This is a genomic window from Streptomyces sp. NPDC048636 (assembly GCF_040650655.1).
Classification (GTDB): domain Bacteria; phylum Actinomycetota; class Actinomycetes; order Streptomycetales; family Streptomycetaceae; genus Streptomyces.
Map to the genome: position 1 here is coordinate 1 of NZ_JBEZHR010000013.1, position 26947 is coordinate 26947.

The following is a 26947-nucleotide window of genomic DNA, read 5'->3' on the forward strand; positions in this document are numbered from 1 at the left end:
GGCCGACCGGCAGAAACGCCTTGACGCTGTCCAGGTCGCCGAAGATCTGCTGGTCCGGCTTGAGCGACGACACCAGCATGAACACGATCGGGGACACGGCCGTTTGTGTGTTCAGGGGCGGCGGTGGTGGCGCGGTGGCCGGGTGCCGAGGGCCAAGTGCCGCTGGGAGCGCTGTTCTGACATTTGGTCGTAATTCTCTTTTCCCAGCGAGTCCGACACATAGGGCAAGTTCACACTTTTGTATGCTTTCTTCAGCGCGTCGTTCCCCCGTTCACGAAAGGGGCTCCACATGCACACGATGGAGGTTCGCCCACCCGTACCCAGTCGTTCCACCAGCAGATGGCGTCGATACGGGCGGCTCGCCGCCGCGAACTTCGTCCGCGGCGCGTCCTACGCGTGCGGCACCGCGGCCATCGGTCTGATGGCGTGGTGGGTGCAGACCCACTAGGCCCCGCTCCCGACAGATCCACCGGACAGGGCCCGGCCCTTCCGCCGACGCGTCACCCGGCGCGGCGCCCGGACGCCAGGACGCTGACCGCGTTGCTGACCACGACCGCGGCGATGGCCGCCCAGGCGCTCCAGGTCAGCGACTCGCCCAGCACGACCAGCCCCACCACCGCGGCGAGCACCGGGTTGACGCTCATGAAGATCCCGAAGAACCGTGCGGGCACCCGCCGCAGGGCCCGTACATCGCTGAGGAACGGTACGGCCGAGGACAGCACCCCCGCCACGGCCGCGCAGGCCAGCGCCGGTCCGGTCGGCGGATGGTGGAGCAGGACCACGATGCCGACCGGCACGAACAGCAGCCCGGAGAGACCGGCCGCGGCCGCCGAGCCCTCGGCTCCCGGCAGTCTGCGCCCGATCGTCCCGTTGAGCAGGATGTAGGACGCCCAGCACACCGCGGCCAGCAGCCCGAGGCCGATCCCGAGATAGTCCGTGGACGGCTGTGGCCTGGTGAGGGCCACCACCCCGGCCGCGGCGACCAGCGCACACCCCAGGTCCACCGCCCGCCGGGAACCGGCCAGCGCCACCGCGAGCGGGCCGAGGAACTCCAGCGTCACCGCCAGACCCAGGCCCACCCGGTCGATCGCGGTGTACAGCGAGAGGTTCATCGTGGCGAACACCACGGCCAGCAGCAGCACCGGCCGCCACTGCCGGGCGGTGAACGACCGCAGCCGCGGGCGTGCCACGGCCAGCAGCAGCACCGCCGCCACCCACTGCCGTACCGCCACCACCCCGGCCGGGCCGATCACCGGGAAGGCCAGCGCGCCGATCGCGGCGCCGGTCTGGTTGGACAGGCCGCTGCCGCACATCATCGCGATCCCCGCGAGCCAGCCGCGCCCCTCACCGTCGCCCGTGGCGCTTGTGGCGCCCGTCGTCCCGCCTCCCGTGACCGCGGTCTCCGCCCCGGTCCCGGCCGTCCGCTGTCCACGCGCCATCGTCCGCATGCACCGAGCGTGGGACCGCGCCGCTCTTTCACAAAATGCATCGGACGCGTTATCCATACGCTGGGGTTATGCACATCGAACTGCGGCAGCTGCGCTGTCTCGTCGCGATCGTGGACGCGGGCAGCTTCACCGACGCCGCGATCGACCTGGGCATCTCCCAGGCCGCCGTCTCCCGCAACCTCGCCTCGCTCGAAGCCGCCCTCGGCGTACGGCTGTTGCGCCGTACCAGCCGGGAGGTGGCGCCCACCGCGGCCGGGACCCAGGTGCTCTCCCGCGCCCGACGTCTGCTCGCCGAGGCCGACGACCTGGTGCGCGAGGCCACTACCGGCCACAGCCGACTGCGGATCGGCCACGCCTGGTCGGCGATGGGTCGCCACACCCTGGAGTTCCAGCGCCGCTGGCCCGCCGCGCGGCCCGATGTCGAACTGCACCTGGTGCGCACCAACTCCGCGACGGGCGGGCTCGCCGAGGGCACCTGCGATATCGCCGTGGTGCGCACCGAGCCCGAGGACCGGCGGATCGAGAGCGCGGTGGTCGGCCTCGAGCGGCGCTACTGCACGATGGCCGCCGACGACCCGTGGGCGCGCCGCCGTTCCCTCCGCCTCGCCGAGACCGGTGAACGCACCCTGGTCATCGACCGGCGCACCGGCACCACCACCGCCGATCTCTGGCCGCCCGACCGCCGTCCGGTCATGGAGTACACCCAGGACGTCGACGACTGGCTCTCCGTCATCGCGACCGGCCGCTGCATCGGGATCACGGCCGAGTCCACCGTCACCCAGTACCCCCGGGCCGGGATCGTGTTCCGGCCGCTGCGGGACGCCGCGCCCATCCCGGTGCGGCTCATCTGGTGGCGGGACGATCCGCATCCGGCCGCACCCGCCGCCGTGGCGCTGCTGACCGACCTCTACCGGCGGGAGGGCTGACGCCGTCCGGTGCGCGCCCCTTGACGGGCTCCCTTCATCGGTGGACCATCTTTTCCGTTCAGCAAAATTCAGATTCCGCAATACGGAAAAGTAATCCGGAGAACCGGTCCGACCCCAGGAGCGACCCCATGGCGCGCATGACCGCGGCTCGGGCAGCGGTGGAGATCCTGAAGCGTGAGGGCATCACCCACGTCTTCGGCCTCCCCGGTGCGGCGATCAACCCCTTCTACGCCGCGATGCGCGGCGACGGCGGCCTGCACCACATCCTCGCCCGGCATGTGGAGGGCGCCTCGCATATGGCCGAGGGCTACACCCGCGCCAGGGCCGGGAACATCGGGGTGTGCGTGGGCACCAGCGGCCCGGCCGGCACCGACATGATCACCGGGCTGTACTCGGCGGGCGCCGACTCGATCCCGATCCTGTGCATCACCGGTCAGGCGCCGGTGGCCGCCCTGCACAAGGAGGACTTCCAGGCGGTCGACATCGCCTCGGTCGCCGGACCGCTGACCAAGATGGCCATGACCGTCCTGGAACCCGCCCAGGTGCCGGGCGCGTTCCAGCAGGCGTTCCACCTCATGCGCTCCGGACGTCCCGGTCCGGTCCTCATCGACCTGCCCATCGACGTCCAGATGGCCGAGATCGAGTTCGACCCGGACACCTACGCACCGCTGCCCGTCTACCGGCCGTCCGCGACCCGCGCCCAGATCGACAAAGCCCTGGCCATGCTCCAGGCCGCCGAGCGTCCGCTGATCGTCGCGGGCGGCGGGGTGGTGAACGCCGACGCCTCCGCCCGCCTGGTGGAGTTCGCGGAGCTGACCGGGGTGCCGGTGGTGCCCACCCTGATGGGCTGGGGCTCCATCCCCGACGACCATCCGCTCATGGCGGGCATGGTCGGCCTCCAGACCTCCCAGCGGTACGGCAACGCCACCCTGCTCGAGTCCGACTTCGTCCTGGGCATCGGCAACCGCTGGGCCAACCGCCACACCGGGGGTCTCGACACCTACACCCGGGGCCGGACCTTCGTCCATGTGGACATCGAACCCACCCAGATCGGCCGGGTGTTCGCGCCCGACCTCGGTATCGTCTCCGACGCCGGGGCCGCGCTGGAGCTGTTCGCCGACGCCGCCCGGGAGGCCCGGCGCACCGGTGCGCTCAAGGACCGGACCGCCTGGGCCGAAAGCTGTCTGCGCCGTAAGGGCTCCCTGCTCCGCAGAACCCACTTCGACGACGTCCCGGTCAAACCGCAGCGGGTCTACGAGGAGATGAACCGGGCCTTCGACCGGGAGACCCGCTACGTGAGCACCATCGGCCTCTCCCAGATCCAGGCCGCCCAGCTCCTGCACGTCTACCGCCCCCGGCACTGGATCAACGCCGGCCAGGCCGGTCCGCTGGGCTGGACCGCCCCGGCCGCGCTCGGGGTGGCGACGGCCGATCCGGACGCCACCGTGGTGGCGCTCTCCGGCGACTACGACTTCCAGTTCCTGATCGAGGAACTGGCCGTCGGGGCGCAGTTCCGCATCCCCTACGTCCATGTGGTGGTGAACAACGCCTATCTGGGCCTGATCCGCCAAGCCCAGCGCGGCTTCGACATGGACTTCTGCGTGCAGCTCTCGTTCGACAATGTCAACGCCCCCGAGCTGGGCGGCTACGGCGTCGACCATGTGAAGGTGGTCGAGGGACTGGGCTGCAAGGCGCTCCGGGTCCACGAGCCGCGAGACATCCTCCCGGCGCTGGAGGAGGCCAAGAGGCTGATGGCGGAGTACCGGGTGCCGGTGATGGTGGAGATCATCCTCGAACGGGTCACCAATGTGGCCATGGGCACCGAACTGGACAAGGTCATCGAGTTCGAGGAACCGGCCACCGTCCCCGGCCACGCCCCGACCGCCACGCACACCGCCCTCGGCTGAACACGCACACCGCCCTCGGCTGAAGAGGACCCGGCGGTGTGGCGTTTCCGTCAGCCGCCGGTCGCGAAACCGGGGAAGAGGGTCATCCCGCCGTCCACGTAGAGGGTGGTGCCCACCACGTAGTCGCACAGGTCCGAGGCGAGCAGCACCACCGCGTTGGCGACGTCGTCCGGCAGGCCGATCCGGCCGTAGGGGATGAGGGTCAGCAGGTCGGCCAGTGCCTCCGGGGTCTCCCACGCACTGCGGTTGATGGGGGTCTTGATGGCCCCGGGCGCCACCGCGTTCACCCGGATCCGCTGCGGTGCCAGCTCCTGGGCCAGGGTCTCCATCATCATCCCCACACCTCCCTTCGACGCCGCGTAGTTCACATGTCCGCCCCACGGGATGATCTGGTGGACCGAGCTCATGCAGACGATCTTCCCGGCCGCCCGTGACACCTCCGGCACCACCCCGCGCCGGACGAACTCCTTGATCGCCTCACGGGCGCAGAGGAACTGGCCGGTGAGATTGACGTCCATGACCTTCTGCCACTCCGCCAGGGTCATCCGCACCGTCGGGGCGTCACGCTGGAGCCCGGCGTTCGACACCAGGACGTCGATGGTGCCGAAGCGGTCGACCATGGCGCCGACCATGTCGACCACCTGGTCCTCCTGGGACACATCCGCCTGGTGGGCGTAGGACCGCACCCCATGGCCCGCGATCTCCTTGACCACGGCCTCGGCCGCGGGACGGTCGGAGACATAGTTGACGACCACATCGGCGCCCGCGCGGCCCAGGGCGAGCGCCGTGGCCTTGCCGATGCCCGAGTTGGCCCCGGTCACCAGGGCCTTCTGCCCGGTGAGCAGCGGTGGCAGCGGGATCGGGCGGGGCTGGTCGGCACTGGCGTTCACTGGCGCTCTCCTTCGCGGGACGTCCGGATCGGCGCAATGACCCTCGCAGCCCCGGGCGGCGCCCTCACTCACGACGGGCACCACGGTCACCCACTGAGCCGATGGACATCGTTCCAGCGGCGCAACGCGGGGTGAGCGCCGGTCGGCGAGCGGGACCGGGCGTGCGGTGCGACGATGGGGCGAGGCTGAGCACGGGTGGCGAATCCGGTGGGAGGACCCCACGATGGACACCTATCCGAACATCAGTGACCACGGGCTCATCGGAGATCTCCAGACCGCGGCGCTGGTGGCCACCGATGGCACGATCGACTGGTTCTGCAGTCCGCGGTTCGACTCCCCGAGCATCTTCGGCGCCCTGCTCGACCAGCGGCGCGGCGGACACTTCCGGATCACACCGGCACACCCGGACTGCGTCACCAAACAGCTCTACCTCCCCGACACCGCCATTCTCATCACCCGGTTCATGACCCCGGACGGTGTCGGCGAGGTGTACGACTTCATGCCGGTGGCCCCGGACACCGCCACCGGCCACCACCGGCTGGTCCGGATGATCCGCGTGGTGCGCGGCCAGATGCGGTTCGAGATCGACTGCCGCCCCCGGCCGGGCTACGGACGCGAACGCCACACCCTGAAGGTCCACGACGAGGGAGCCATCTTCCACGGCGACACCGTCGACATCACCCTGCACCCCGCGGGCGACCGGATCACCGAGCACACCGAGATCCACGCCAGCGACGGCGACATCCGCTCCACCGTCGTCCTGGCCGCCGGCCAGGCCGCGGGCGTCGTCCTGGACACCGCGGACGCCGGCCACGCGGTCGCCCCCCGACGGGTGCCCCAGGAGGAGTTCCAGCGGATGCTGGACGAGACCACCCGCTTCTGGCGCCGCTGGACCCGCGGCTCGCGCTACACGGGGCGCTGGCGGGAGACGGTGGCCAGGTCCGCCATCACCCTCAAGCTGATGACCTACACCCCCACCGGCGCCCTGGTGGCCGCGCCGACCGCGGCGCTCCCCGAGCAGATCGGCGGGGAGCGCAACTGGGACTACCGCTACACCTGGATCAGGGACGCCTCGTTCTCCATCTACGCCCTGATCGGACTGGGTTTCACCACCGAGGCCGAGGCGTTCGCCAACTGGCTGCGCGACCGCGTGGTGGAGAAGGCGGGCGACGGCTCGGGGCCGATGAAGATCATGTATCGGGTGGACGGCAGCTCCGATCTGGTGGAGGAGACCCTCGACCACTTCGAGGGCTACCGCGGCTCGAGCCCGGTGCGCATCGGCAACGGCGCCGCCGACCAGCTGCAACTCGACATCTACGGCGAGATGATGGACTCGCTCTACCACGCCGACACCCACGGGATCACGGTCGGCCACCGCGGCTGGTCCGAGATGTCCCGGGTCATCGACTGGCTCTGCGACAACTGGGACCGCCCGGAGGAGGGCATCTGGGAGACCCGCGGCGGCCGCCAGAACTTCACCTACGGCCGCATGATGTCCTGGGTCGCCCTGGACCGCGCCGTGCGGATCGCCGAGAGCCGCGGCCGCCCCAGCCACCAGACCATGTGGCGGGTCACCCGGGACTCCGTCTATCAGCAGATCATGGACCGCGGCTGGAACCGGAGCCGCGAGGCGTTCATCCAGCACTACGGCTCGCCCGTGCTCGACGCCTCGCTGCTGCTGATGCCACTCATCGGCTTCGTCGAGCCCCGCGACCCCATGTGGCTGTCCACCCTCGACGCGATGGACGAGGAGCTGGTGTCCGACAGCCTCGTCTACCGGTACGACCCCGCCGCCTCACCCGACGGACTGGCGGGCTCGGAGGGCACCTTCTCCATGTGCACCTTCTGGTACGTGGACGCGCTCGCCCGCTCCGGCAGGCTGGAGCAGGCCCGGCTGATCTTCGAGAAGATGCTCACCTACGCCAACCACCTCGGCCTGTTCTCCGAGGAGATCGGGCTCACCGGTGAGCAACTGGGCAACTTCCCCCAGGCGTTCAGCCATCTCGCCCTGGTCAACGCCGCCGTCAACCTCGACTACCAGCTCGACCACGGCTCCGGATGGGTGGGACCCGTGCTGGGCCTGAGCACCGCATGACGGCCGCGGAGCAGCGGGCCGGCACCGCGCCCGCGCGCCCCCGCGACTACTCGGGCGCGGTCTACGGCTCACTGCTCGCCGCCTCCGTGGTGGCCGGGACCGGCACCCCGGGCCCCTACCCCCGGATCCAGCTGGTCGCGCTGCTGCTCATCACCGGCGTGGTGTTCTGGGCCGCGCATGTCTACGCCCGGCTCGCGGGGGAGCGGCTGGGGGAACGGGAGCTGAGCGGGCGGGAGCTGCGCCGGGTGGCCCTCCACGAGTGGCCCCTCGTGCAGGCGGCCGTACCGCCCGCCATCGCCGTGGCGATCAGCCCGCTGCTGGGGCTGGGGCTGGAGGGCACGGCCTGGCTGGCGCTGGCCGTCGCGGTGACCGAGCAGGTCGGCTGGGCGAGCGTGGCCGTCCGGCGTGCCGGGGCGTCGCTGCGGCTGACCGTGCTGGCCGGGGTGGGCAACCTGCTGCTCGGTCTGGTCATCGTGGCCGCCAAGGCGGCCCTGTCGCACTAGGTGTGCGCTTCGCGAGAGGTCGTCACCGGGCCGGTCACTCGGGCCGGGTACGGGAGCGCAGCGCCACCCGCAGCACCCGGACACTGACGGCCAGCATCCACAGCGGGAACACCAGCGCGAACCAGGCGTCGGTGCTCACCACGAACAGCAGCACCAGGGCCACCGCGTAGCCGGCCCACACCAGCCAGCGCGGGAAGACGCCCAGCTGGCGGCAGAGCGTCGTGGCCGACAGGACGAACACGGCCGCGATCCGGGTGGAGTACGACGAGAGCAGCACCAGCGTCAGATGGCGTCCGTACTCCCACATCTGCAACTGTGAGGAGGACGTACTGCCCGCGAGCGCCAGAAGTCCGCCGATGGCCGCCGCCAAGACGAAGATCACCGCGAGATAGAGCACCCCGCTGCCGAAGAAGAGGGTGGCGAAGAACGTGTCCTCCGCCGGACCCACGTAGTCCCGTACCGCGCCCATGAACCACAGGAAGAAGATCCCGGCGAACGGCACCAGTTGCAGCGCCACGTTCAGCGAGCCGCGGCTGGAGCCGTCCGCGAGCCAGGCGCCCGCGTCGATCGGATGCTCCGGGATCGCCGAGTGGACCAGGACCACCACCGTGCCCAGCAGCAGCGCGGAGAGGATCCCCGCGGCCCCGGCGGCCCGCGGTGTCCGCAGCGACCGGCCCGGCGGCTCATCGGTGGCGCCCATGACGTCCTCCTTCCGGCCGCCGCCCGGCCCGGGACACCTCCGGGCCCGGCGGCGGACCGTGACCGGACCTCATCGTCACGCGGGAGGCGGCTCCCGTTCGGCCGGGGACACCGGTGCGGGCCACGATCACCCTCCTGGCCCACCCGGCTCCCCCGCCCGGCCGAGCCGCCCGGACCGGTCAGGCCGTCTCGGCGAGCGCCTGGTCGCGCAGGGTCGAGCAGGTGCGGTTGATGAGCCGGGAGACATGCATCTGGGAGATGCCGAGCTGTTCGGCGATCCGGCTCTGCGTCATATCGCAGAAGAAGCGCATGTAGAGGATCTGGCGCTCGCGGTCCGGCAGCCGGGTCAGCCCGGGGCGTACCGCCTCGCGGTCCACCACCCGGTCGTACGCGGGCTCCTGGGCGCCGAGCGTGTCCACCAGGGAGTAGCCGTCGTCGGCGCCCGTCAGCTGCGCGTCCAGGGACAGCGGGGTGAAGCTGCCCAGCGCCTCCATCCCGGCCCGCACCTCCTTCTCGGTCAGGCCCGTGCGCTCGGCTATCTCCTCGGTGCGCGGCGCACGGTCGTCGAGGGAGTGGGACAGCTCGCGGTGCGCGGCCCGTACCCGGTTGCGCAGGTCCTGGACCCGGCGCGGCACATGCAGCACCCACAGATGGTCCCGGAAGTGGCGCTTGATCTCGCCGACGATGGTGGGGACCGCGAACCCCGCGAAGGCCGTGCCGTGTTCGGGGTCGTAGCGCTTGACGGCCTTCACCAGACCGAGCGCGGCCACCTGCTGGAGGTCCTCCAGGGACTCGCCGCGGTTGCGGTACTGGCGGGCCAGCCGCTCGGCCATCGGCATCCACGCCTCCACGACCCGCCGCCGCAGCGCCTCCTTCTCGGGGCCGTCCGGCAGACGGGCGATTTCCTGGAACTCGGCACCGGTGTCAGGCGCGTCGTCGTGCGAGTGCTTCCTGGGGCCGGTCTGGGGCCGTGCCATGTCCTGCTGCGCTGTGGTCGTCACGGAACACACCTCCTGCGATGTTTGACGGGATTGCCGGGACCGAAGTGGGCCCGCATCGCGGAAGCGCGCACAGGACCGGTGGGGGCCGCATCCTGCGGGATGTCACACTGCTCCCGCGGTGCGTGCCTCCGGTCCGAAGCACGAAATACCGCCTGCCCGGGGGACCCGGGGGTAAACCATCGACGCTCCGGCGACCTTTTTTGGCGGTTGCCACGGGCGAGTGCGCGCGGCGCCGTACGGGACTCACCCCAGCAGGGCCGCCACCGTCATCAGCACGGGTGCCGCGAGGAGTGTGGAGAGCAGGATCGACTCACGGGCCAGCACGGTGGCCGTCCCGTAGCGCGTGGCATAGGTGAAGAGGTTCTGCGCCGCCGGCAGCGCGGAGGTGACCACGGCGGCGAAGAGCGCGGGCCCGTCGAGCCCGAACACCCCGGCCGCGATGGCCCATGCCACCACGGGCTGGGCGAATGACTTCAGTGCCACCGACAGCAGCACCGGCCCGCGCTCCGCACCCGTGCCGGGCAGCGCGGTGCCCGGCAGGGAGAGACCGAAGGCCAGCAGCACGGCGGGCACGGCCATCCCGCCCAGCAGGGTCAGCGGCTCCAGCACCGGCCCGGGGATCCGCCACCCCGTCGCCGTCACCGCCACCCCGCACAGCGAGCCGATGACGATGGGGTTGCGGAACGGTGTGGTCAGCCTGCGTACGACCGAGGGGCGGATCCCGGGGCGGCTGAGGTCGATGACGGTGAGCGCGATCGGTGTCATCACCAGCTGCTGGAAGAGCAGTACCGGAGCGACCACCCCGGCGTCGCCGAGGACGTACATGGCGATGGGGATGCCCAGGTTGCCCGCGTTCACATAGCTCGCGCACAGCGCGCCGATCGTGGTGCGCCCGACGCTCCACCGGCGTACGGCCCCCACGGCCACGAACACCCCGGCGACCACACCAGTGCTGAGCCCGGTGACCAGCAGGGGAGTGGAGACCACGACGGAGAGGTCGGCCCGGGAGAGCGTGGTGAACAGCAGCGCGGGGGAGGCCACATCGAAGGACAGCCGGGTGAGCACCTCCCGGCCGTGTTCGCCCAGGGAGCCGCGGCGGCCGAGCACATAGCCGGTGACGATGATGCTCGCGATGACACCGAAGCCCGTGATCACACCGCCCACGGTGCCGCCTCCGCCGGATGGAGCGCGGGGGAGCGGGGACAGTGCGCGGCGGCGGTCATGGAGGTGTTCTCCGGCAGACGGGACGGACAGCTTGCACCCTACAAGCAATCGCCCGCGCCCGGGGCGGACAGCGCGCCGGGGCCGGTGCGGGACCGCCCCGGACCCGGCGCGCACCGGCCGTAACGCCTCAGGTGATGGTGAGGGTGTGTTCGCCCTTGGCCTGGGAGCTGTTGCCCGCGTACAGCCGGATCTCGCCCTTCTCCACCACGAAGTCGCCCTCGGGGGCATGGGTCCAGAAACCCAGCTCTTCGGCGCTGAGCCGGAAGCGTACGGTGGTGGACTTCCCGGCGCCGAGGGTGACCCGGCGGAAGCCGCACAGTCTGCGCACCGGCTGGACGATGCTGGCCACCGGATCGCGCAGATAGAGCTGGACGACCTCGTCTCCCGTACGCCGCCCGGTGTTGCGCACCGCCACCGCCACGTCGACGGTGTCGCCCGCGCGCAGGGCGTCGGCCGCGATCCGGCGCACCGAGAGCCTGGGCTCGCCGATGTCGAAGGTGGTGTAGCTCAGACCGTAGCCGAAGGCGAACTGCGGACCGTTCGGCAGATCCAGATATTTGGATGTGTACTTGTTGTCCGGGTCGTAGGGGCGGCCGGTGTTCTCGTGGTTGTAGTAGACGGGGATCTGGCCGACCGCGCGGGGGAAGGACACCGGCAGTTTGCCACCGGGGTTGACCTTGCCGAACAGTACGTCCGCGATGGCGTGTCCGCCCTCGAGCCCCGGATGCCACGCCTCCAGCACGGCGGGGGCGGACTCCAGCCAGCCACCGATCGTCAGCGGACGCCCATTGACCAGCACCACCACGAACGGCGCACCGGAGTCCGCGATGGCCTCGATCAGCTTCTCCTGTCTCCCGGGCAGGCTGATGTCCGCGCGTGCGCTCGCCTCACCGCTGAGCGCCGACGCCTCGCCGACCACCACGACGGTCGCCTCGGCTGCCTTGGCCGCCGCGACCGCCTTGGCGATACCACCGGTGTCCTCGCCGCCCGCGTCCACACCCTTGGCGTACGTCACCTCGGCCTCCGGCACGGCGTCCTTGACCGCGTCGAGGACCGTGACCGCGGGGAATGTCTCGCCCCAGGGCCCGGCCCAGGTGCCGAGGAGGTCGGTGGAGTCGCCGAACGGGCCGACCACCGCGAGGGACCGTGCCGATGTGCTCAACGGAAGCGCCGACTTCTCGTTGCGGAGCAGCACCATGCACCGCGCCGCGGTCTCGCGGGCGGCCGAACGGGCCGCCCTGCCGGGCTTGTCGACGGCCGTGTCCTCGTCCACATAGGGGTGGTCGAAGAGGTCCAGCCGGAACTTCAGCCGCAGCACCCGCGCCACCGCGTCATCCAGCCTCTCGGCGGAGATCTTCCCGCTCTTGAGCAGCCGTTTGCCGTGGTCGACGAGGTTGGTGCTGACCATCTCCATATCGACACCGGCGTTGAGGGCGAGCCGGGCCGCGTCGGCGCCGTCGGCGGCGAAACCGTGGGCGATCATCTCCTGGACACCGGTGTAGTCGCTGACCACGAAGCCGTCGAAGTCCCACTCCCGTTTGAGGATCTCGGTGAGGGTGTGGGTGTTGCCGTGGGCGGGCACCCCGCTGATGGTGTTGAAGCTCGCCATGACGGTGGCGATCCCGGCCTTCACGGCCGCGCGGAACGGTCCGAGGTACTGGTTGCGCAGCCGAGCCTCGGACACGTCCACGGTGTTGTAGTCGCGGCCGCCCTCGGCGCCGCCGTAGGCCACGAAGTGCTTGGCACACGCGGCCAGCCGGTCCTTCGCGGCCAGGTCGGTGCCCTGGTAGGCGCGGGTCTTGGCGGTCGCGAACGCCGCCGTGAGATAGGGGTCCTCGCCGTTGCCCTCGGCGATCCGTCCCCAGCGCGGTTCATGGGTGACGTCCATCATCGGGGAGAAGGTCCAGTGCACCCCGTTGGAGCGGGCCTCCTTGGCGGACACCTCGGCGTCCCGCCCGGCCACCGCGGGGTCGAAGCTGGCCCCCTGGGCCAGCGGGATCGGGAAGGTGGTCCAGAAGCCGTGGATGACATCGAGTCCGAAGAGCAGCGGGATACCGAGGCGGGACTCGTCGACCGCGATCCGCTGGAGGGCGTTGGTGTACTTCGCCCCGTAGATGTTGAGGACCGATCCGAGCCTGCCCTTGCGGGCCGCCTCCTCCGCGGCCTCGGTCTGGCCGCCGCCGGGCCCGGTGTTCCCGGCCCAGGTCAACTGCTGGAGCTGGCCGAGCTTCTCCTCGACCGTCATCCGCCCCAGCAGGGCCCGGACCCTGGCCTCATGGGGGCTCCTACCGGAGGCGCCGGGGGCGGTGGCGTCCGCGGCCTTCGGCTCGGAGGCTGTCGCGCCGGGGGGTTCCTCGGCTCGGGCGGTGCCGGTCGCGGCTCCGCCGGCGACGGCCGTACCACCGACCGCGGCGAGCACCGTACGTCTACGCACACCATTCATGGTCTTCGTCCCTTGAAGAGCGTTGAGTGCTGTCGACGGGTGGATCTTCAAAAGTTGAAACGAAAGTACGGACCCGGCGAGAGAGCGTCAAGGGTCGGCGCGAGAGCGGTTTCCCATGGCTTTGATCGTTCCAAGGACCGGCCCGGACCGCCGCGGTCAGGCGGCCCGGGAACGGTGTGCGCTATGCCTCCGGAACGGCCGGGGCGCCCAGCGCGTACGGCGAGAGGATGTCGGCCACCGCGCGGTTGCGCGGTGTCCCGACGCCCAGTTCCTCCCCGAGGGTGGCCACCGCACCGCTGAGCCAGGCCAGTTCAAGACGGTGGCCGCGTTCCAGGTCGTTGTGCATCGAGGAGGTCATGGACGGTGGCAGGGTGTCGCAGAACGCGAGGCGGTCATCGGCGAACCCGGGGTCCAGGGCGACTCCTCCGGCCCGGCCCACCGCGACCACCTCACCCATCACCTCGTGCAGCAGCGAGCGCGACCCGGCGTCGCCGCGGACCACGCCGATGGGCTGCCGCACGGCCGTCGTCGCGGCCGACAGACCCACCAGGAACACGAACTTCTCCCAGATGGCGCGCTCGATGTCCGTGCTGAGCTCCGCCTCGATCCCCGCCTTCAGACAGAGGTCGAGCAGGGCGCGGGCCGGGCCGGACCGCTCGCCGCCGTACCCGCCGAACACCATCCGTTGCAGGGTGCCGTTGTGCACCACGACCCCCGGCTCCTCGATGAACGCCGAGATGTAGCAGACCCCGCCCAGCACCGATTCGGCCGGGAGGTGGCGGCGCAGCACGGTGTCCTTCTGGACACCGTTCTGGAGCGAGATCACGGCTGCTCCGCCCTCGGCGAGCGGGCGCAACTGCCGCGCCACGTCCTCGGTGTCCCACAGCTTCACGGCCACCAGCACCACATCCGCGCCCTCGATGTCCGCGATGGCCGGAACCACCGCGCCGGGGGACACCCGCAACTCGCCCAGCGGGCTGCGCACGGTGAGCCCCTTCTCCCGGATGGCGTCGAGATGGGTACCCCGCGCGACGAAGGTGACGTCGCCTCCGGCGGCGGCCAGCCGCGCGCCGAAGTACCCGCCGACGCCCCCCGCCCCGACCACGGCGATCCTCATGATGACCCCTCCTCGATAAGCGACAGGAGGGTCACTTTAAGGCCGTGGACGCCGCGGCGGGACGATCTACCCGGCCGTGTGCGGCCGCCCGGTCGCGCGCACGGCCGCCACGCCCCGACCGCCCTGGACGGTGCCGCTCAGCAGCCGTCCCGCGCCCGGCACCACCGTCGGCAGACCCAGTGACTCCAGCACCCGGAAGGTGGTGGCGGTCGCGGCCGACAGCACCGGCAGTCCGGACTCGTCCTCGACCGCCTGGATCGCCTCGAGCGACGGCATCTGCACACACGCCGACAGCACCAGCGCCTCGGCGCCGTCCAGCCGCAGCCGCTTCCAGTGCTCGCGCAGATCGGCCGGATCCAGCCGCGCGACCGCCAGGTTGTCGGGCACCTCCAGACTCAGCGCGTCGACCACCTCGATCCCCGCGGCCTCGATGCACCCGGTCACCAGACAGGTCAGCTCCTTCATATACGGGGTCACGATGGCCACCCGCCGGGCGCCGAGCGCCGCGATCCCGCTGAGCAGGGCGCCCGCGCTGGAGACCACCGGAGCCTTCGCCCCCTGCCCGTCGAGCACCGCGGCGATCTCCGCCTCCGCCACCTCGTGGTGGCCCGGACCCTGCGCCATCAATGCCACCAGACAGGCCGAGGCCACCACATCGGGCCGGGCGTCGGCCAGTTCGAGGGCGGCCCGCTCGGTCTGCGCGTTCATCTCCCGCAACTGCTCGGGGGTGACGTGCCGCATCCGCATCCGGCTGGTGTGGAAGACGAAGCGGTCCTCGGGTGCCACGCTCTCCCGGGCGCGCAGCATCCGCGGCAGTTCCGTCTCCATCGTCAGATTGGAGCTGGGCACGATCAGCCCTATGTGGTGATCCGGCATGGGGGTCCTCCACGGATATCGCAAGGTGGAACGTCGGTCGTGACGCGTCGGTGGTGACGCGTCGGTGGTGACCCGGGTCCGTGACACCCCATGCCGTGGCGGCGAGCGGTGTTACGGCTCCCGGGTCAGCCCCTCCCAGTGGTCGGCGAGGGACGTCAGCAGGTGCATGAGTTCTTCGCGCCGCTCCGGTCCGTACGGCTCCATCAGCCGCTCGTCGAGGGCGCGGGCGCGGTCGTTGGCCGCCCGGAGGGTCCGCTCGCCCTCCTCCGTGAGGAAGAGCAGCTTGCGGCGGGCGTCCTCCGCCGCGGTCCGCCGGGTGATCAGACCCCGGTTCTCCAGCCGCCGGGCCACATCCGCCATGGTCGAGGTGTCCAGGGCCACCGCCGACGCCATGGACCGCTGGTCACGGCCGGGTGCCGCGTCCACCGCCGTGAGCACGGCGAACTGAGGGCCGGTCAGCGTCGAGTCGACCGCCCGCACCCAGACCGCCAGATACGCCTGGTACAGGCGGCGGACCTGATAGCCGGGGGCGGCGGTCAGGGCGGCGGGAGCTATCGGCAGGGACTCGGCAGGTGCGGTTTCGTCAGACATGGCCTCACTCAATCACGGGCGGTGAGCCGGCTCCGACCGGTGGCGCGGTCTCCGGCCGGTGCGCACCGGACCCTCACTCCAGCATGGGGCGCAGCGCCGCACGGACGGCCGCGAGCGCGGCGGCGGGGCTGTCCCAGAACACCATGTGACCCGCGCCGGGAATGGCGGCCAGACGCGCCGGAGGATTCATCCGGGCGGCCTCCTCCGCACCCGCCGCCGTGACCACGGGGGACTCCGCGCCGTACAGCAGCGCCGTGGGGCCGGGCACCGACGGCCACCAGTCGAAGAAGTCCTCGGTCTCGAAACCGCGGTGGGTGGCGACGACCGCCTCCCGGTCGCAGCTCGACAGCCAGCGGGCCCGCAGCTCCTGCTCCCGCCGTGGCCACCGCGGCCAGGCGCGGGCCACCTCGTCCGCGTCGGTGCCGCGCAGCGCCTGGTCCAACTGGCCGAGAAAGGTCTCCAGGGTCGTCGGATACGGACCCCGGCCCGGCCCGCTCATCGGGGGATCCACCAGTACGGTGCCCCGGAGGGCCACCTTGTCCCGGACCGCGACCGCCGCCGCGATCCGCGCGCCCATGGAGTGGCCGAGCAGCAGTGGACGGTCCAGACCCAGTCCGTGCACCACCGCCTCGGTGTCCTCGGCGTACTCCACCAGGCCGTACGCCCCGCCCGCGTCGGACAGTCCCCGGCCACGGACGTCGACCACCAACGGCCGTACCGTGCCCACCAGTTCGCGGGCAACGAAGTCCATGGTGAGGGCGGGCGAGGTGATGCCGGGCAGGATGACCAGCGGCACCCCGGAACCGCCGTAGTCGAGCACATGCAACCGGGACCGGCCGGAACGGACCCACCGCCCGGTGGCGGGCACATCGGCCAGATCGGCGAGCGCGGACTGGAGCACGGACCGTTCGGGCACGGGCACCTCCTGGGGGCGGCCGGTCACAGGACCGGGGCGGGACGGGCGGCTGACAGCCGGCCGAGATAGCCGACGGCCTCCGCGAGATCGATGACATCGCCGTACTTGGCCTGGATGTCGAAGAGACTGGCGTCATGCGGACCCGCCGCGCGGTCGCCCACACACTCGCGCGGCACCAGCACATCGAAGCCGGACTGCACGGCGTCGACGGCGGTGGCCCGGACACAGCCGCTGGTGGTCGCCCCGCACACGAGGACGGTGTCGCGGCCGAGACCGCTCAGCATGGCGGCGAGCGAGGTGCCGAAGAACGCCGAGGCGCCCTTCTTGACCACCAGCGGATCCGCCTCCCGCCGCGGCAGCCGGGGGTCGAGCGCCACCGCGTCACTGCCCTCGGCCATCGCCCGCATCCCCGGCGCCTTGCGCAGCCAGGTGACGGCGTCTCCGGCGGCCTCCGCCGGGGAGTAGGCGATGGCGGTGAAGAGCACCGGTACGGCGGCCGGCCGGGCCGCCTCGATCAGCGCCGACGTCGCGGCCACCACCTCCGTCAGATCGGTGCCCGAGGCGAAGGTGTCCTCGGTGAAACCACGGGTGAGGTCCACGACCACGACGGCGGGGCGGCCGCCCCGGCGTACCGGGGCGCCGAACCCGGCCCGCTCGTAGGTGCGGTCGGTCCCCTCGCCATAGGTGCTCGCGTTCACCGGGTCCTCCCCGTCGCCCGCAGATACTTCTCCTGGGTGGTCAGCCGTCCCAGCAGCCAGCCCTCGAACAGCCCGAAGGCGAACGCCGCGGCCAGCGGCCCGTACTTGGTGAGCACCGGACCGGCGATCAGCGACAGCCCGTCGAGTGCGGGCTCCGCCGCATTCGTGGGCGGCCGGGACACGGGCGCGGAGGAGGGCGCGGGGGCGGCGGGGGCGGTGGGGGCCGTGGCCACCGGCGCGGGGGACGCCGGTGCGCCGACGGCCCGGTCCTGGTCCAGCAGCCCGCCCAGGTTCTGTGCGAACCGCTGGAGGATCCGGTCGGAGACCGCGCCGATCGCGCCCTTGCCGAACTGGGCGATCTTGCCGCGGATGACGAGGTCGGTGGAGATCTCCAGCCGGGCTCCCTCGGGGGCCTCGGCCACCTCCAGGGTGACTTCGGCCTCCGCGTCGCCGTTGCCGTGCTCATCCGCGCCCCGTGCCTGTACCCGCAGCCGCCGCCGCTCGGTGTCGACCTCCAGGAAACGGACGGTGCCCGCGTAGGCGGCCGTGATGGGGCCGACCTTGACCTTCACCCGGCCGCGCCAGGTGTCGCCGTCCCGGCCGTCGAGGGTGGCGCCCGGCATACAGGAGGCGACCCGTTCCACATCGTTGACGAGGGCGAACACCGCGTCCGGCGGCGCCGGGACCGGGACCGTGTTGGACAGGTGCATCTACGTCTCCTTCCGGCGCCGGGCGGCGCAGTCGTCGATCGCCTCGACGATGGTCTGATAGCCGGTACAGCGGCACAGGTTGGACGCCACGACCTCGCGGATCTCCTCCTTGGTCGCCTCCGGGCGCTCGGCGAGGAAGCCCTCGGCGAGCATCAGGAACCCGGGAGTGCAGAAACCGCACTGGAGTCCGTGGTGCTGGGTGAACGCCCTTTGCAGATCGCTGAGTTCGCCGTCGTCGGCGAGGGATTCCACCGTGCGGATCCGGGCGCCCTCGGCCTGCGCGGCGAACATCAGACAGGCGCGGGCCGGACGCCCGTCGACCAGGACGGTGCAGGCGCCGCAGATGCCGTGTTCACATCCCACATGGGTGCCGGTCAGCAGCAGGTCGTGGCGCAGGGCGTCGACGAGGGTACGGCGCGGTTCGACCAGCAGCTCATGGCGCTCGCCGTTGACGTCGAGCGTGATGAGCTGCCGCTCCCGCGGGGCGGTGTCGGTCATGAGGGGTGCTCCACGGTCCGGCCGAAGGCGCGCTGCACGGTCTCCGGGGTGATGGGGGTGGTGTCGAGTTCGGTTCCGGTGGGCCGCAGCGCGTCGTTGACCGCGTTGAGCACGGCCGCGGGCGCCCCGATGGTGCCGCCCTCGCCCGCGCCCTTGGCCCCGGTCTCGGTGAAGGCGCACGGTGTCTCGAGATGGCGGATCAGCACATCCGGGATCTCGTGTGCGGTGGGGACCTTGTAGTCCATGAAGCTGGTGGCCGACGGCTCGCCCTGGTCGTCATAGGTGACCTGCTCGAACAGCGCGCCCGCGATGCCCTGGGCGATACCGCCGCGGCACTGCCCCTCGACCACCTGGGGGTTGATCGCCACCCCGCAGTCCTCGACGCACACATACGCCAGGATCTCCACCCGTCCGGTGCCCGGATGCAGCTCCACCACCACTGCGTGGGTGGCGTTGGAGAACGTACCGTCGTTGAACACATCGAAGGTGGCGGTGGCGGAAAGACCCGGCTCCACGTCCTTGGGCAGCAGATGCGCCTTGAGATAGGCGATGTCGGCCAGCTCCTCGAACCCCACCGGCTCCCCGGACCCGTCCCGTCTGCGGATCCCGCCGGGCACCAGCTCCACCGCGTCGGGGGACAGCTCCCAGCGGGCCGCGGCGATCCGGCACAGCTTCTCGCCCAGCTTGGCCGCGGCCAGCCGGACCGCGCTGCCGCCCACCGCGATGGACCGGGAGGCGAAGGTGCCCCAGCCGTAGGTGATGCGGTCGGTGTCGCCCTGGTGGATCCGCACCTTGGCGATGTCCAGGCCGAGTTCATCGGCCACGATCTGGGCCATCGTGGTCTCGTGGCTCTGTCCGTGGCTCATCGTCCCGGTGGTCACCACCACCGCGCCGCTGGTGTCCATCCGGACCTCGGAGATGTCGAAGCCCGGTACGACCTCCATCTTGCGCTGGGCGAAGGCGGCGGAGCCGTAGCCGGTGCGCTCGCTGAAACACGCGTAGCCGATGCCGAGATGGCGCCCCTGGGCCGCCGCCTCCGCACGGGCCGTGTACCAGCCCTCCTCCTTGACCACCCGCTCGCACAGATCCAGCGACTCCCGGTAGGAACCGGGGTCGTAGGTGATGTGGTTGACGCCGGTGTAGGGGAAGTCGGTGATGACATTGCGCCGCCGGATCTCCACCGGGTCCAGGCCCAGCTCCCGGGCGGCGCGCTCGAAGAGCCGCTCCACGACCATCACGTACTGCGGTCTGCTGACCCCGCGGTACGGTGCGGTGGGCGCCTTGTTGGTGGTCACCGCCCGGCCGCGGACCCGGTAGGCGGGCACCTTGTACACCCCGGGCATCTCGGCCGAGGCCATCAGCGGTTCGATCCCGGCGGTGAACGGATAGCAGGAGTACGCGCCCATGTCGCACACGATGTCGGCGTCCAGCGCGAGGATCCGGCCGTCCGCGTCGAAGGCCGCCCGCGCGTCGTAGTACTGCTCGCGGGCGAGGAACGACGCGGTCAGCGCGTCCTTGCGGTCCTCGATCCACTTGACCGGGCGGTCCAGACGCAGCGCGGCCGCCGCCACCGCGATCTCCTCGCGCCCCACCACGCACTTGAGGCCGAAGCCACCGCCCATATCGGGGACGACCACCCGCACCGCGCGCTCGTCGAGCCGCAGACAGCGCGCCGCCACCGTGCGCACCTGGTGCGGCACCTGGGTGCAGGTGTGCAGCAGCAGCTGGTCCTCCCGGGCGTCCCAGCTCGCCACGGCGCCCCGGGTCTCCAGCGGCAGCGCGTTCTGCCGTCCGGTGCGGGCGCGGACGGTCACCACGTGCGGGGCCTCGTCGAAGAGGGTGTCGATGCCCTCGGTGGCGAACATCGACACATCCAGCAGGGTGTTGTGCGCGGCCTCGTCATGGACCAGGGGTGCGCCCTCGGCGAGGGCCAGTTCCGCGGAGACCACCGGCGGACGGGGCTCGTAGGACACCTTCGCCGCCTCCAGACCGTCCTCCGCGGCGTAGGCGTCCCGGGCCACCACGATGGCCAGCGGTTCACCGACGAAGCGGACCCGGTCCCGGGCCAGCACCGGCATGGCGGTGGCGGTGAACTCGGCGGCCGGACGCCCCAGCCGGGCGGTGATATCGCCCAGTTCCAGGTCCTCGGCGGTGAACGCGGCCACCACACCGGGGACATCGCGCACCGCCGACAGATCGACCGCGGTGACGGTCGCGTGGGCGACGGTGGCGCGGACGAACTGCGCGTGCAGCATCCCCGGCAGCTGGATGTCGTCGGTGAACCGGCCGCGGCCGGTGAGCAGCCGGGGATCCTCCCGGCGGCCGACCGAGGCGCCGATCCACGGCTGGCCGGGTGCGGGGGCCCGGCCGTGACCGCTGGCCCGCGGGGATGTGTCGGGGGTGTCGTTCACCGGGAAACCGCCTCCTCGCAGGCGCGCCGGACCAGTTCGCGGATGAGGGCCGTGCGGTAGGGGCCGTCGCCGTTCGCGTCGCCGGGGGGATCGGCAGCCGCCGCGGCGGCCTCGGCACACGCGGTGAACAGCTCGGGACCGGCCGGGCCGCCGCGGGCCAGTACCGCCTCGGCCTCCGGGGACCGGACCGGCAGGGGCGCGACACCGCCCAGCGCCACCCGGCCGCCGTGCACCGTACCGTCCCGCAGGTCCAGTGCCACCACGGTGGACACGATCGCGAAGTCCCCGCGCCGCTCGGCGAATTCGGTCAGCGCCGCGTACCGTGCCGGAGCCGGGAAGACCACCTCGACCAGCAGCTCATCGGGGTCGAGCGCGTTGGTGTAGTAGCCCTGGAAGAAGTCGGCGGCCGGGATCCGGCGCTCACCGCCCGGGCCGAGGGCCACCATATGGGCGTCCAGCGCCACCGCCAGCAGACACCACTCGGCGGTGGCGTCGGCGTGTGCGATGCTGCCGCCGACGGTGCCACGGGTGCGGATCGGCAGATGGCCGACCCATTCCATCGCCGTGCGCAGCACCGCGAACCCGCTGCCGAGCCGCTCGTCGGAGGCGGTCTCCACGGTGTGGTGCGTGGTGAGCGCCCCGATGCGCAGCGCCCCGTCGGGTCCGGTGCGCAGATAGTCGAGCTCCTTCAGCCCGCCCACATCGACCAGATGGCGGGGCCGGGCGAGCCGGAAGTTCATCATCGCGACCAGGCTCTGGCCGCCCGCGATGACCTTCGACTCCTCACCGAGCTCGCTCAGCAGCCGGGTGGCGCCGACGGCGTCACGAGCCCGGTGGTAGACGAACGGGGCGGGCTTCATCTCTCTCCTGTCGCGTCGTGGGGTCCGTCGCCGGTCAGGCGCGGACCGCCGGCTCACGGGCGGGCGGGGCCGGGGCGGCGGGCACCTCACCGGTCTCGTCCAGCGCCCGTCCCCGGGTCTCGGGGGCGGCCACGGCCATCCACACCATCGCGGCGAGTACGGCCAGCCCCAGCACCCCGAAGGTCAGGGGCAGTCCGAGGAGGGGCCACATCAGCGAGCCGAAGAGCATGGGGGCGAATCCGGTGAGCACCCGGCTGACCGAGGAGGCCCAGCCGAAGCCACTGGCCCGCAGCGGGGTCGGATACAGCTCGGACACATACGCGTACATGGCCGGGATGGTCAGCTGCATCAGGAAGCCGAACACCGCGATGGCGACCAGGGGCGCCGTCGGCAGCTTCATCACCATCGCGAAGGCCACCAGCGCGAGGGTGGCGAGCGGCGCGGTGACACCGATGAGCCACTTGCGTCCGACGACATCCACCAGGACGGTCGAGACCAGCACGCCCACGATGCCCACCCCGCTCATCAGCGTGGTGCCGAAGAAGGCGGCGGTGTCGCCCTGACCCTCCTCCTTGAGGATGGTCGGCATCCAGCTCAGCGCCGCGTAGTAGACCAGCATCACGGTGGCGAATATCAGCCAGGACACCGAGGTGATCCGCGGGCTGAACCGCCAGATGCCCCGCAGCTGTTCGGTGGCGGCCGCCAGACCCCGGACCCGGTCGTCGCGCACCGCGGGCGCCGGGATCACATACGGCTCCACGGGCGCCCCGGTCCGGGCCACCAGGTGGTCGATGACCTCCCGGGCCTCGGCCTCCCGGCCCTTCTCGGCGAGGTAGACCGGCGATTCGGGGATACCGCGCCGCACCCAGAACAGCAGCAGGGCGGGCAGCGTCATGGTGGCCAGCATCCAGCGCCAGTTGCCGTCCAGCGGCAGCATCGCGGTGGACACCACTCCGCACAGCGTCACCCCGACCGGCCACCAGACATCCAGCGCGGTGAGCACCCGGCCCCGGTACTTCTTCGGCGAGAACTCGCCCACCAGCGCGTAGTCCACCGGGATACAGCCGCCGAGGCCGACCCCCGCGAGGAAGCGGAGCGCCAGGAAGAGCCAGTAGGCGGGGGAGAACGCGGCGAGCACCGAGAACACCGCGAAGATCAGCAGAGTGACGCTGAACGCCCGCTTGCGGCCGATCCGGTCCGCGATCCCGCCCCAGAGGATGGCGCCCACGGCCATACCGATGAGGTTGGCGGTGGCCACCAGCCCGCGCTCGGAGAGCGAGAGTCCGAACTCCTTGCCCAGCAGCGGCATCAGAAAGCCGTTGAGGGCGATGTCATAGGCGTCGAACAGGTAGCCGAGGCCACCGATGATGAAGATCTTCCCCTGGACTCCCCACTTCCATGGGAGATCCTGGACGATCTGACTTCCCGTCTTCACGTGCGCTCCATGGTGTCGTTCGTGTTGAACACGTGCCGCACCGTGGCGGACGTGATCCGGACGCGGGCCGCGATGGGCCGGGTCAGCGGGCGAACTGGTAGGAGAAGGCCCCCAGATCGGGGTCGTTGAGCGGGGTGCCGCTCCACAGCCAGTCATAGGAGAGATCGGACTCCCCGTCGAAGCCGCGGCGCAGCTTCGCGTCCCGGGCCCGCTGTTCCGGCCCGTCGGGGAGGTGGTAGAGGGTCTTGTTGCGCAGCGACGCCTCCTGCACCATCCCGGCGTGCTTGGCCCGCCGGTCGGCGTAGCGGCGCAGCGCGGCGGTGGCGCCGTCGGCGGTGGCCGCGCCCAGTTCCTCGGCCAGTACGGCGGCGTCCTCCATCGCCTGCGAGGCGCCCTGGGCCTGGTAGGGGAGCATGGCGTGGCAGGCGTCGCCGAGCAGGGCCACCCGGCCGTCGGTCCACACCGGGTCGCGACGGCGGTGGTACAGGGCGAAGCAGGTGACGTCGTCCTTGGCCTTGGACAGCATCGCCGGGACCCGGTCGTCCCAGCCGGGGAAGGCGTCCACCAGCTCCCGGGTGGAGGACACCGCGGTCCAGCGCCGGGCCACGTCCTCGGTGCACGGCACACACGCGACGACATTCAGGTACTCGCCACCGCGGATCATGTAGTGCACCAGATGCCGGTCCGGGCCGTACCAGATGGTGCTCTGGAACCGGTCCACCAGCCAGCGGGTCGCCGGATCGGCGGCGATCAGCTCACCCGGGATCAGCGTGCGGAAGGCCATCTCGCCGGAGAACACCAGGGTGTCCGGCGCGCCCATCAGATCGCGCACCCGGGACCGCACCCCGTCCGCGCCGACCAGCACATCCGAGGCGAACCGCCGTCCGTCCGCGGTGATGGCCACCGGCCGCCGCGGGTCGGAGGTGTCGAGACCGGACACCTTGCTGTCCGTGTGCAGCGCCACCACCGGCCCGGGGCCCGCGGGGTCCACACAGGCGTCCATGATGACCCGGTGCAGATCGGCCCGGTGGTAGTGCCAGTACGGGGCGTTGAAGGTGCTGGTGCAGCGCTCGCCCAGCGACGTCAGCCCGATGACACTGCCGTCCTTCCAGCGCCGCCGCACCTGGTCCAGGGGTTCGGTGTGGATGGCCTCCAACTGGCGCCGCAGCCCGAGGCCGAGCAGCACCCGGCTGGCGTTGGGCGCGGTCTGGATACCCGCGCCGACCTCGCCGAGCTCGGGCGCCTGCTCCAGCACCGTGACCCGCAGCCCGCGCTGGCGCAGCGCGAGCGCCGCGGTCAGCCCGCCGAGCCCGCCACCCACGATGGTGACTTCGTACGACTGAGTGGACGCCACTTCTCCTCCAGCTTCCGAATGCGGTCCGGTGTGACGGGTGGGTGTCGCGGGTCAGCGGTCCTGGAGGACCCCGTCGACCACCACATCGGTGCCGTCGACGGAGACCGTGCAGCCGCGCATGGCGATGTCCAGATGGGCGTAGGACTCGCGGCCCAGGACCGGATGCGGACCGGTGGACCACAGGAAGTTGCCCGCGAAGGCCCGGGCGTCCATGCCCATCAGATCGCCCTTGCCGTACATGGCGGTGGCGAACCAGTCGGCGGTGCGCATCAGGCCCCAGCCCATATGCGACAGGCTGCGCGCCCACTGGTCCTGTGCGTCGTCGAAGAAGGTGGCGAGCAGATCGGCCTCGGCACCGCCGGACACCTTGGCGATATGTCCGCCCTCGACCTGGAGGGTGACCGGGTCCCGGACGTACTCCTTGAACGGCAGCAGGATGTCGCCCGGGGCCAGTACGAGCTGTCCGTCGGAGATCTCCGGCCAGCAGAGCACCATGGTGCTGGGCCAGTGGTCCCAGCGGCCCGGGTCGTCGGCGAAACCGCACTGGAACTCGGGCTTGGCGCCACTGAGCCGGACGGTCAGATCGGTGCCCGCGGCGGAGGTGACCCGCATGATCTCCGACCGCTTCAGCAGTCCGACGCCCTCGAGGACCTCGTCCTTGTCGCCGGGGCGGGGCAGATTGCGGATGAGCACGTCGGGGGCGTCGCAGACGAAGATGATGCGGGTACCGGCGCGGAGGATCTCCTGCTGGACGGGGGCGTGGATAAAGCCCTCCTGGGTGAGGTCGACCACCAGGTCGGCCGACTTCAGCAGGTCCTGCGCGGTGGTGTCGGTGAGCACGGAGGTCAGCCCGGGCCCGGCGCCGGTGTGGGTGCTGGGCATCGGGGCGGGGCTGCCGCCGGGGACCGTGGCGGCGATGACATGGGCACCGCACGCCTTCGCGGCGCCGAAGGCGGCCGCGACGTAGTCGCCGCGGCTCGCGGGCTCCGCGAGGACGACCACATGCTCCCCTTCGCGGAGCTTGCACAGCTCCAGCTCACGGGTGAAGGCGTCGAGGAGGTCGACGGAGGAAAGATCGAACACGGGGTCCCTCCAAGGACTGATCGGTGGTACCAGACAGCGCCGGGCGCGGCCGTCCCGGTCGGTGGCGGGAGGCAGGGGCCGCAGCGGCGCGAGGGGAGGATTCCGGATTCCGGGAAACGACGAGGATGGACAGAGGCAGCAAGTCGATATATCAACACACCGATACATCGACCGGACAGACCGGTCTCGACCCGTGATACCGGGTCTGAGCAGCGGTTTCGCAGGGGCTTAAGTGCCCGATGGAGATAATCCGAACACGTACGATCTCGGTTTGGCAAGGGGTTGCACCCGGACTCGATGCCGTTATTTCCTGAGCCGCCATCAGCTTCGGGGCGTTTGTCGAGGTCGTCCCAGGGATCCGCGGAGGCACGTATTCCGCTGCTGTCCGGCGTTCCCGGCGCTGTTCCCCGCCCGGGTTCCCGTCCGCGTTTCCCGTCCGGTGACGGGGGCACCCGCCTGGCGGCCGGAGGAGTGCCGATGGCAGATGTGACCGAGGGGGTACCGGCCCCCGCCCCGGGCGGACGGGCGGGCGGACGGCGCCGGGGCCGGGCCCACCGGGCGGGCGGGATGACCGCCGCCCTGGCGCTGACGGTGGCCACCGGCGCGATGGACGCGATCAGCTTCCTGGCGCTGGGCGGAGTCTTCACCAGCGTCATGACCGCCAACCTCTCGCTGCTCGGCCTGTCGACCGGCTCCCATGATCCGCGGCTCGCCCGGGACGCCGCGGTGGCGCTGTGCGGCTATGTCGTCGGCGCCGTGGTGAGCGGCCGTATCGTCCGAGGCCGCCGGACGGCCCGGCGGGCCCGCTGGGCCCTGGCCGTGGAGCTGCTGGCACTCGGTGTGCTGTGGGTGGTGTGGGACACCGCCGGGGGCCATCCCTCGGGCGGCCGTCAGCTGGGGCTGCTCGCGGTGGCCGCGCTGGCCATGGGCGGCCAGAGCGGGCTGGTGCGCGCGGTCTGCCCGCCCGGGTTCTCCACCACGTACCTGACCGGCGTCCTGACCGGTCTGCTGGTCGAGGCGGCCCACAGCCGCCGGGTGCGCTGGGCGGACCTGTCCCTGCTGGCCGCCCTGGTCCTCGGCGCGGCCTGCGGCGGCCTGCTGGTGGCCTACGCGGCGCGGGCGGCACCCGCCCTGCCGACCGTGCTGGTCGCCCTGGTCCTGCTGGCCTCCCTCACCTCGCTGGCCAGGGACGCCGAAGGCCGTCTCTGGCCGCACCCACCCTGACCCGCCGCGGGTCCCCTCGGCGGGTCCCCTCGGCGGGG

Annotated in this window: 23 protein-coding genes; 5 read left to right on the top strand and 18 right to left on the bottom strand. The window is 71.6% G+C overall.

What is annotated here, in order from left to right; all coding sequences use genetic code 11:
* Window positions 1–500: 500 nt before the first annotated feature.
* Window positions 501–1316 (bottom strand): EamA family transporter, encoded by an 816-nt coding sequence (locus tag AB0C66_RS28135; RefSeq protein WP_362444899.1) that lies wholly within the window; start codon window positions 1314–1316, stop codon window positions 501–503.
* 200 nt (window positions 1317–1516) lie between these two features.
* Between AB0C66_RS28135 and AB0C66_RS28140 the strand changes: the two genes are divergently transcribed.
* The gene (locus AB0C66_RS28140) at window positions 1517–2374 is read left to right on the top strand and encodes a LysR family transcriptional regulator (RefSeq protein WP_362444432.1); all 858 of its coding nucleotides are present in this window, start codon (window positions 1517–1519) and stop codon (window positions 2372–2374) included.
* Window positions 2375–2502: 128 nt separating this feature from the next.
* Complete coding sequence (gene gcl / locus AB0C66_RS28145; RefSeq protein WP_362444435.1) at window positions 2503–4281, top strand: glyoxylate carboligase; 1779 nt, start codon at window positions 2503–2505, stop codon at window positions 4279–4281.
* A 50-nt stretch (window positions 4282–4331) separates the two neighbouring features.
* Here the strand turns inward: gcl and AB0C66_RS28150 are convergent, their stop codons facing one another.
* Window positions 4332–5171 carry an SDR family oxidoreductase gene (locus AB0C66_RS28150; protein ID WP_362444438.1) on the bottom strand — a complete coding sequence of 280 codons (840 nt, stop codon included), beginning with the start codon at window positions 5169–5171 and terminating at the stop codon, window positions 4332–4334.
* Window positions 5172–5394: 223 nt separating this feature from the next.
* Here AB0C66_RS28150 and AB0C66_RS28155 point away from each other — a divergent pair, with 223 nt between their 5' ends.
* Together AB0C66_RS28155 and AB0C66_RS28160 are read left to right on the top strand one after the other, a co-directional pair.
* Window positions 5395–7266 carry a glycoside hydrolase family 15 protein gene (locus tag AB0C66_RS28155; protein WP_362444441.1) on the top strand — a complete coding sequence of 624 codons (1872 nt, stop codon included), beginning with the start codon at window positions 5395–5397 and terminating at the stop codon, window positions 7264–7266.
* The gene (locus tag AB0C66_RS28160) at window positions 7263–7769 is read left to right on the top strand and encodes a hypothetical protein (protein WP_362444443.1); all 507 of its coding nucleotides are present in this window, start codon (window positions 7263–7265) and stop codon (window positions 7767–7769) included. The genes AB0C66_RS28155 and AB0C66_RS28160 overlap by 4 nt, the downstream gene beginning before the upstream one ends.
* A gap of 34 nt (window positions 7770–7803) precedes the next feature.
* On the opposite strand, the gene AB0C66_RS28165 is transcribed toward AB0C66_RS28160, so the two are convergent.
* The 16 genes from AB0C66_RS28165 to AB0C66_RS28240 form a co-directional block, all read right to left on the bottom strand.
* Entirely contained in the window at window positions 7804–8469 is a 666-nt protein-coding gene (locus tag AB0C66_RS28165) for a hypothetical protein (protein WP_362444446.1), read from the bottom strand.
* Between the two features lie 178 nt (window positions 8470–8647).
* Window positions 8648–9445, bottom strand: coding sequence for a SigB/SigF/SigG family RNA polymerase sigma factor (locus AB0C66_RS28170; protein WP_362444902.1), 798 nt, complete (start codon window positions 9443–9445; stop codon window positions 8648–8650).
* A gap of 267 nt (window positions 9446–9712) precedes the next feature.
* Window positions 9713–10633: an AEC family transporter gene (locus tag AB0C66_RS28175; protein WP_362444449.1), complete on the bottom strand. Its 921-nt coding sequence runs from the start codon at window positions 10631–10633 to the stop codon at window positions 9713–9715.
* A gap of 187 nt (window positions 10634–10820) precedes the next feature.
* Window positions 10821–13136, bottom strand: a complete 2316-nt coding sequence (bglX, locus tag AB0C66_RS28180) for a beta-glucosidase BglX (RefSeq protein WP_362444452.1) — start codon at window positions 13134–13136, stop codon at window positions 10821–10823.
* A 181-nt stretch (window positions 13137–13317) separates the two neighbouring features.
* On the bottom strand, window positions 13318–14253 hold the full coding sequence (locus AB0C66_RS28185) for a 2-dehydropantoate 2-reductase (RefSeq protein ID WP_362444455.1): 936 nt from the start codon (window positions 14251–14253) through the stop codon (window positions 13318–13320).
* Window positions 14254–14319: 66 nt separating this feature from the next.
* The gene (locus AB0C66_RS28190; RefSeq protein ID WP_362444458.1) at window positions 14320–15129 is read right to left on the bottom strand and encodes an aspartate/glutamate racemase family protein; all 810 of its coding nucleotides are present in this window, start codon (window positions 15127–15129) and stop codon (window positions 14320–14322) included.
* A gap of 111 nt (window positions 15130–15240) precedes the next feature.
* Window positions 15241–15720, bottom strand: coding sequence for a MarR family winged helix-turn-helix transcriptional regulator (locus AB0C66_RS28195; RefSeq protein ID WP_362444461.1), 480 nt, complete (start codon window positions 15718–15720; stop codon window positions 15241–15243).
* Window positions 15721–15793: 73 nt separating this feature from the next.
* On the bottom strand, window positions 15794–16642 hold the full coding sequence (locus AB0C66_RS28200; RefSeq protein WP_362444464.1) for an alpha/beta hydrolase: 849 nt from the start codon (window positions 16640–16642) through the stop codon (window positions 15794–15796).
* 17 nt (window positions 16643–16659) lie between these two features.
* Window positions 16660–17334: an isochorismatase family protein gene (locus AB0C66_RS28205; RefSeq protein WP_362444467.1), complete on the bottom strand. Its 675-nt coding sequence runs from the start codon at window positions 17332–17334 to the stop codon at window positions 16660–16662.
* Window positions 17331–18044 carry an SRPBCC family protein gene (locus AB0C66_RS28210; protein WP_362444470.1) on the bottom strand — a complete coding sequence of 238 codons (714 nt, stop codon included), beginning with the start codon at window positions 18042–18044 and terminating at the stop codon, window positions 17331–17333. The genes AB0C66_RS28205 and AB0C66_RS28210 overlap by 4 nt, the downstream gene beginning before the upstream one ends.
* Complete coding sequence (locus tag AB0C66_RS28215) at window positions 18045–18542, bottom strand: (2Fe-2S)-binding protein (RefSeq protein ID WP_362444473.1); 498 nt, start codon at window positions 18540–18542, stop codon at window positions 18045–18047.
* Window positions 18539–20881, bottom strand: coding sequence for a xanthine dehydrogenase family protein molybdopterin-binding subunit (locus AB0C66_RS28220; protein WP_362444905.1), 2343 nt, complete (start codon window positions 20879–20881; stop codon window positions 18539–18541). Before AB0C66_RS28220 ends, AB0C66_RS28215 begins: the two co-directional genes overlap by 4 nt.
* A gap of 68 nt (window positions 20882–20949) precedes the next feature.
* Entirely contained in the window at window positions 20950–21813 is an 864-nt protein-coding gene (locus AB0C66_RS28225; RefSeq protein WP_362444476.1) for an FAD binding domain-containing protein, read from the bottom strand.
* A gap of 34 nt (window positions 21814–21847) precedes the next feature.
* Window positions 21848–23248, bottom strand: a complete 1401-nt coding sequence (locus AB0C66_RS28230; protein ID WP_362444479.1) for an MFS transporter — start codon at window positions 23246–23248, stop codon at window positions 21848–21850.
* An 82-nt stretch (window positions 23249–23330) separates the two neighbouring features.
* Complete coding sequence (locus AB0C66_RS28235; protein ID WP_362444482.1) at window positions 23331–24602, bottom strand: FAD-dependent oxidoreductase; 1272 nt, start codon at window positions 24600–24602, stop codon at window positions 23331–23333.
* A 51-nt stretch (window positions 24603–24653) separates the two neighbouring features.
* A complete protein-coding gene (locus tag AB0C66_RS28240; protein WP_362444485.1) occupies window positions 24654–25685 on the bottom strand; it encodes a hypothetical protein in 1032 nt (343 codons plus the stop codon).
* A gap of 477 nt (window positions 25686–26162) precedes the next feature.
* Between AB0C66_RS28240 and AB0C66_RS28245 the strand changes: the two genes are divergently transcribed.
* Window positions 26163–26909 carry a YoaK family protein gene (locus AB0C66_RS28245; RefSeq protein ID WP_362444488.1) on the top strand — a complete coding sequence of 249 codons (747 nt, stop codon included), beginning with the start codon at window positions 26163–26165 and terminating at the stop codon, window positions 26907–26909.
* Window positions 26910–26947 lie beyond the last annotated feature (38 nt).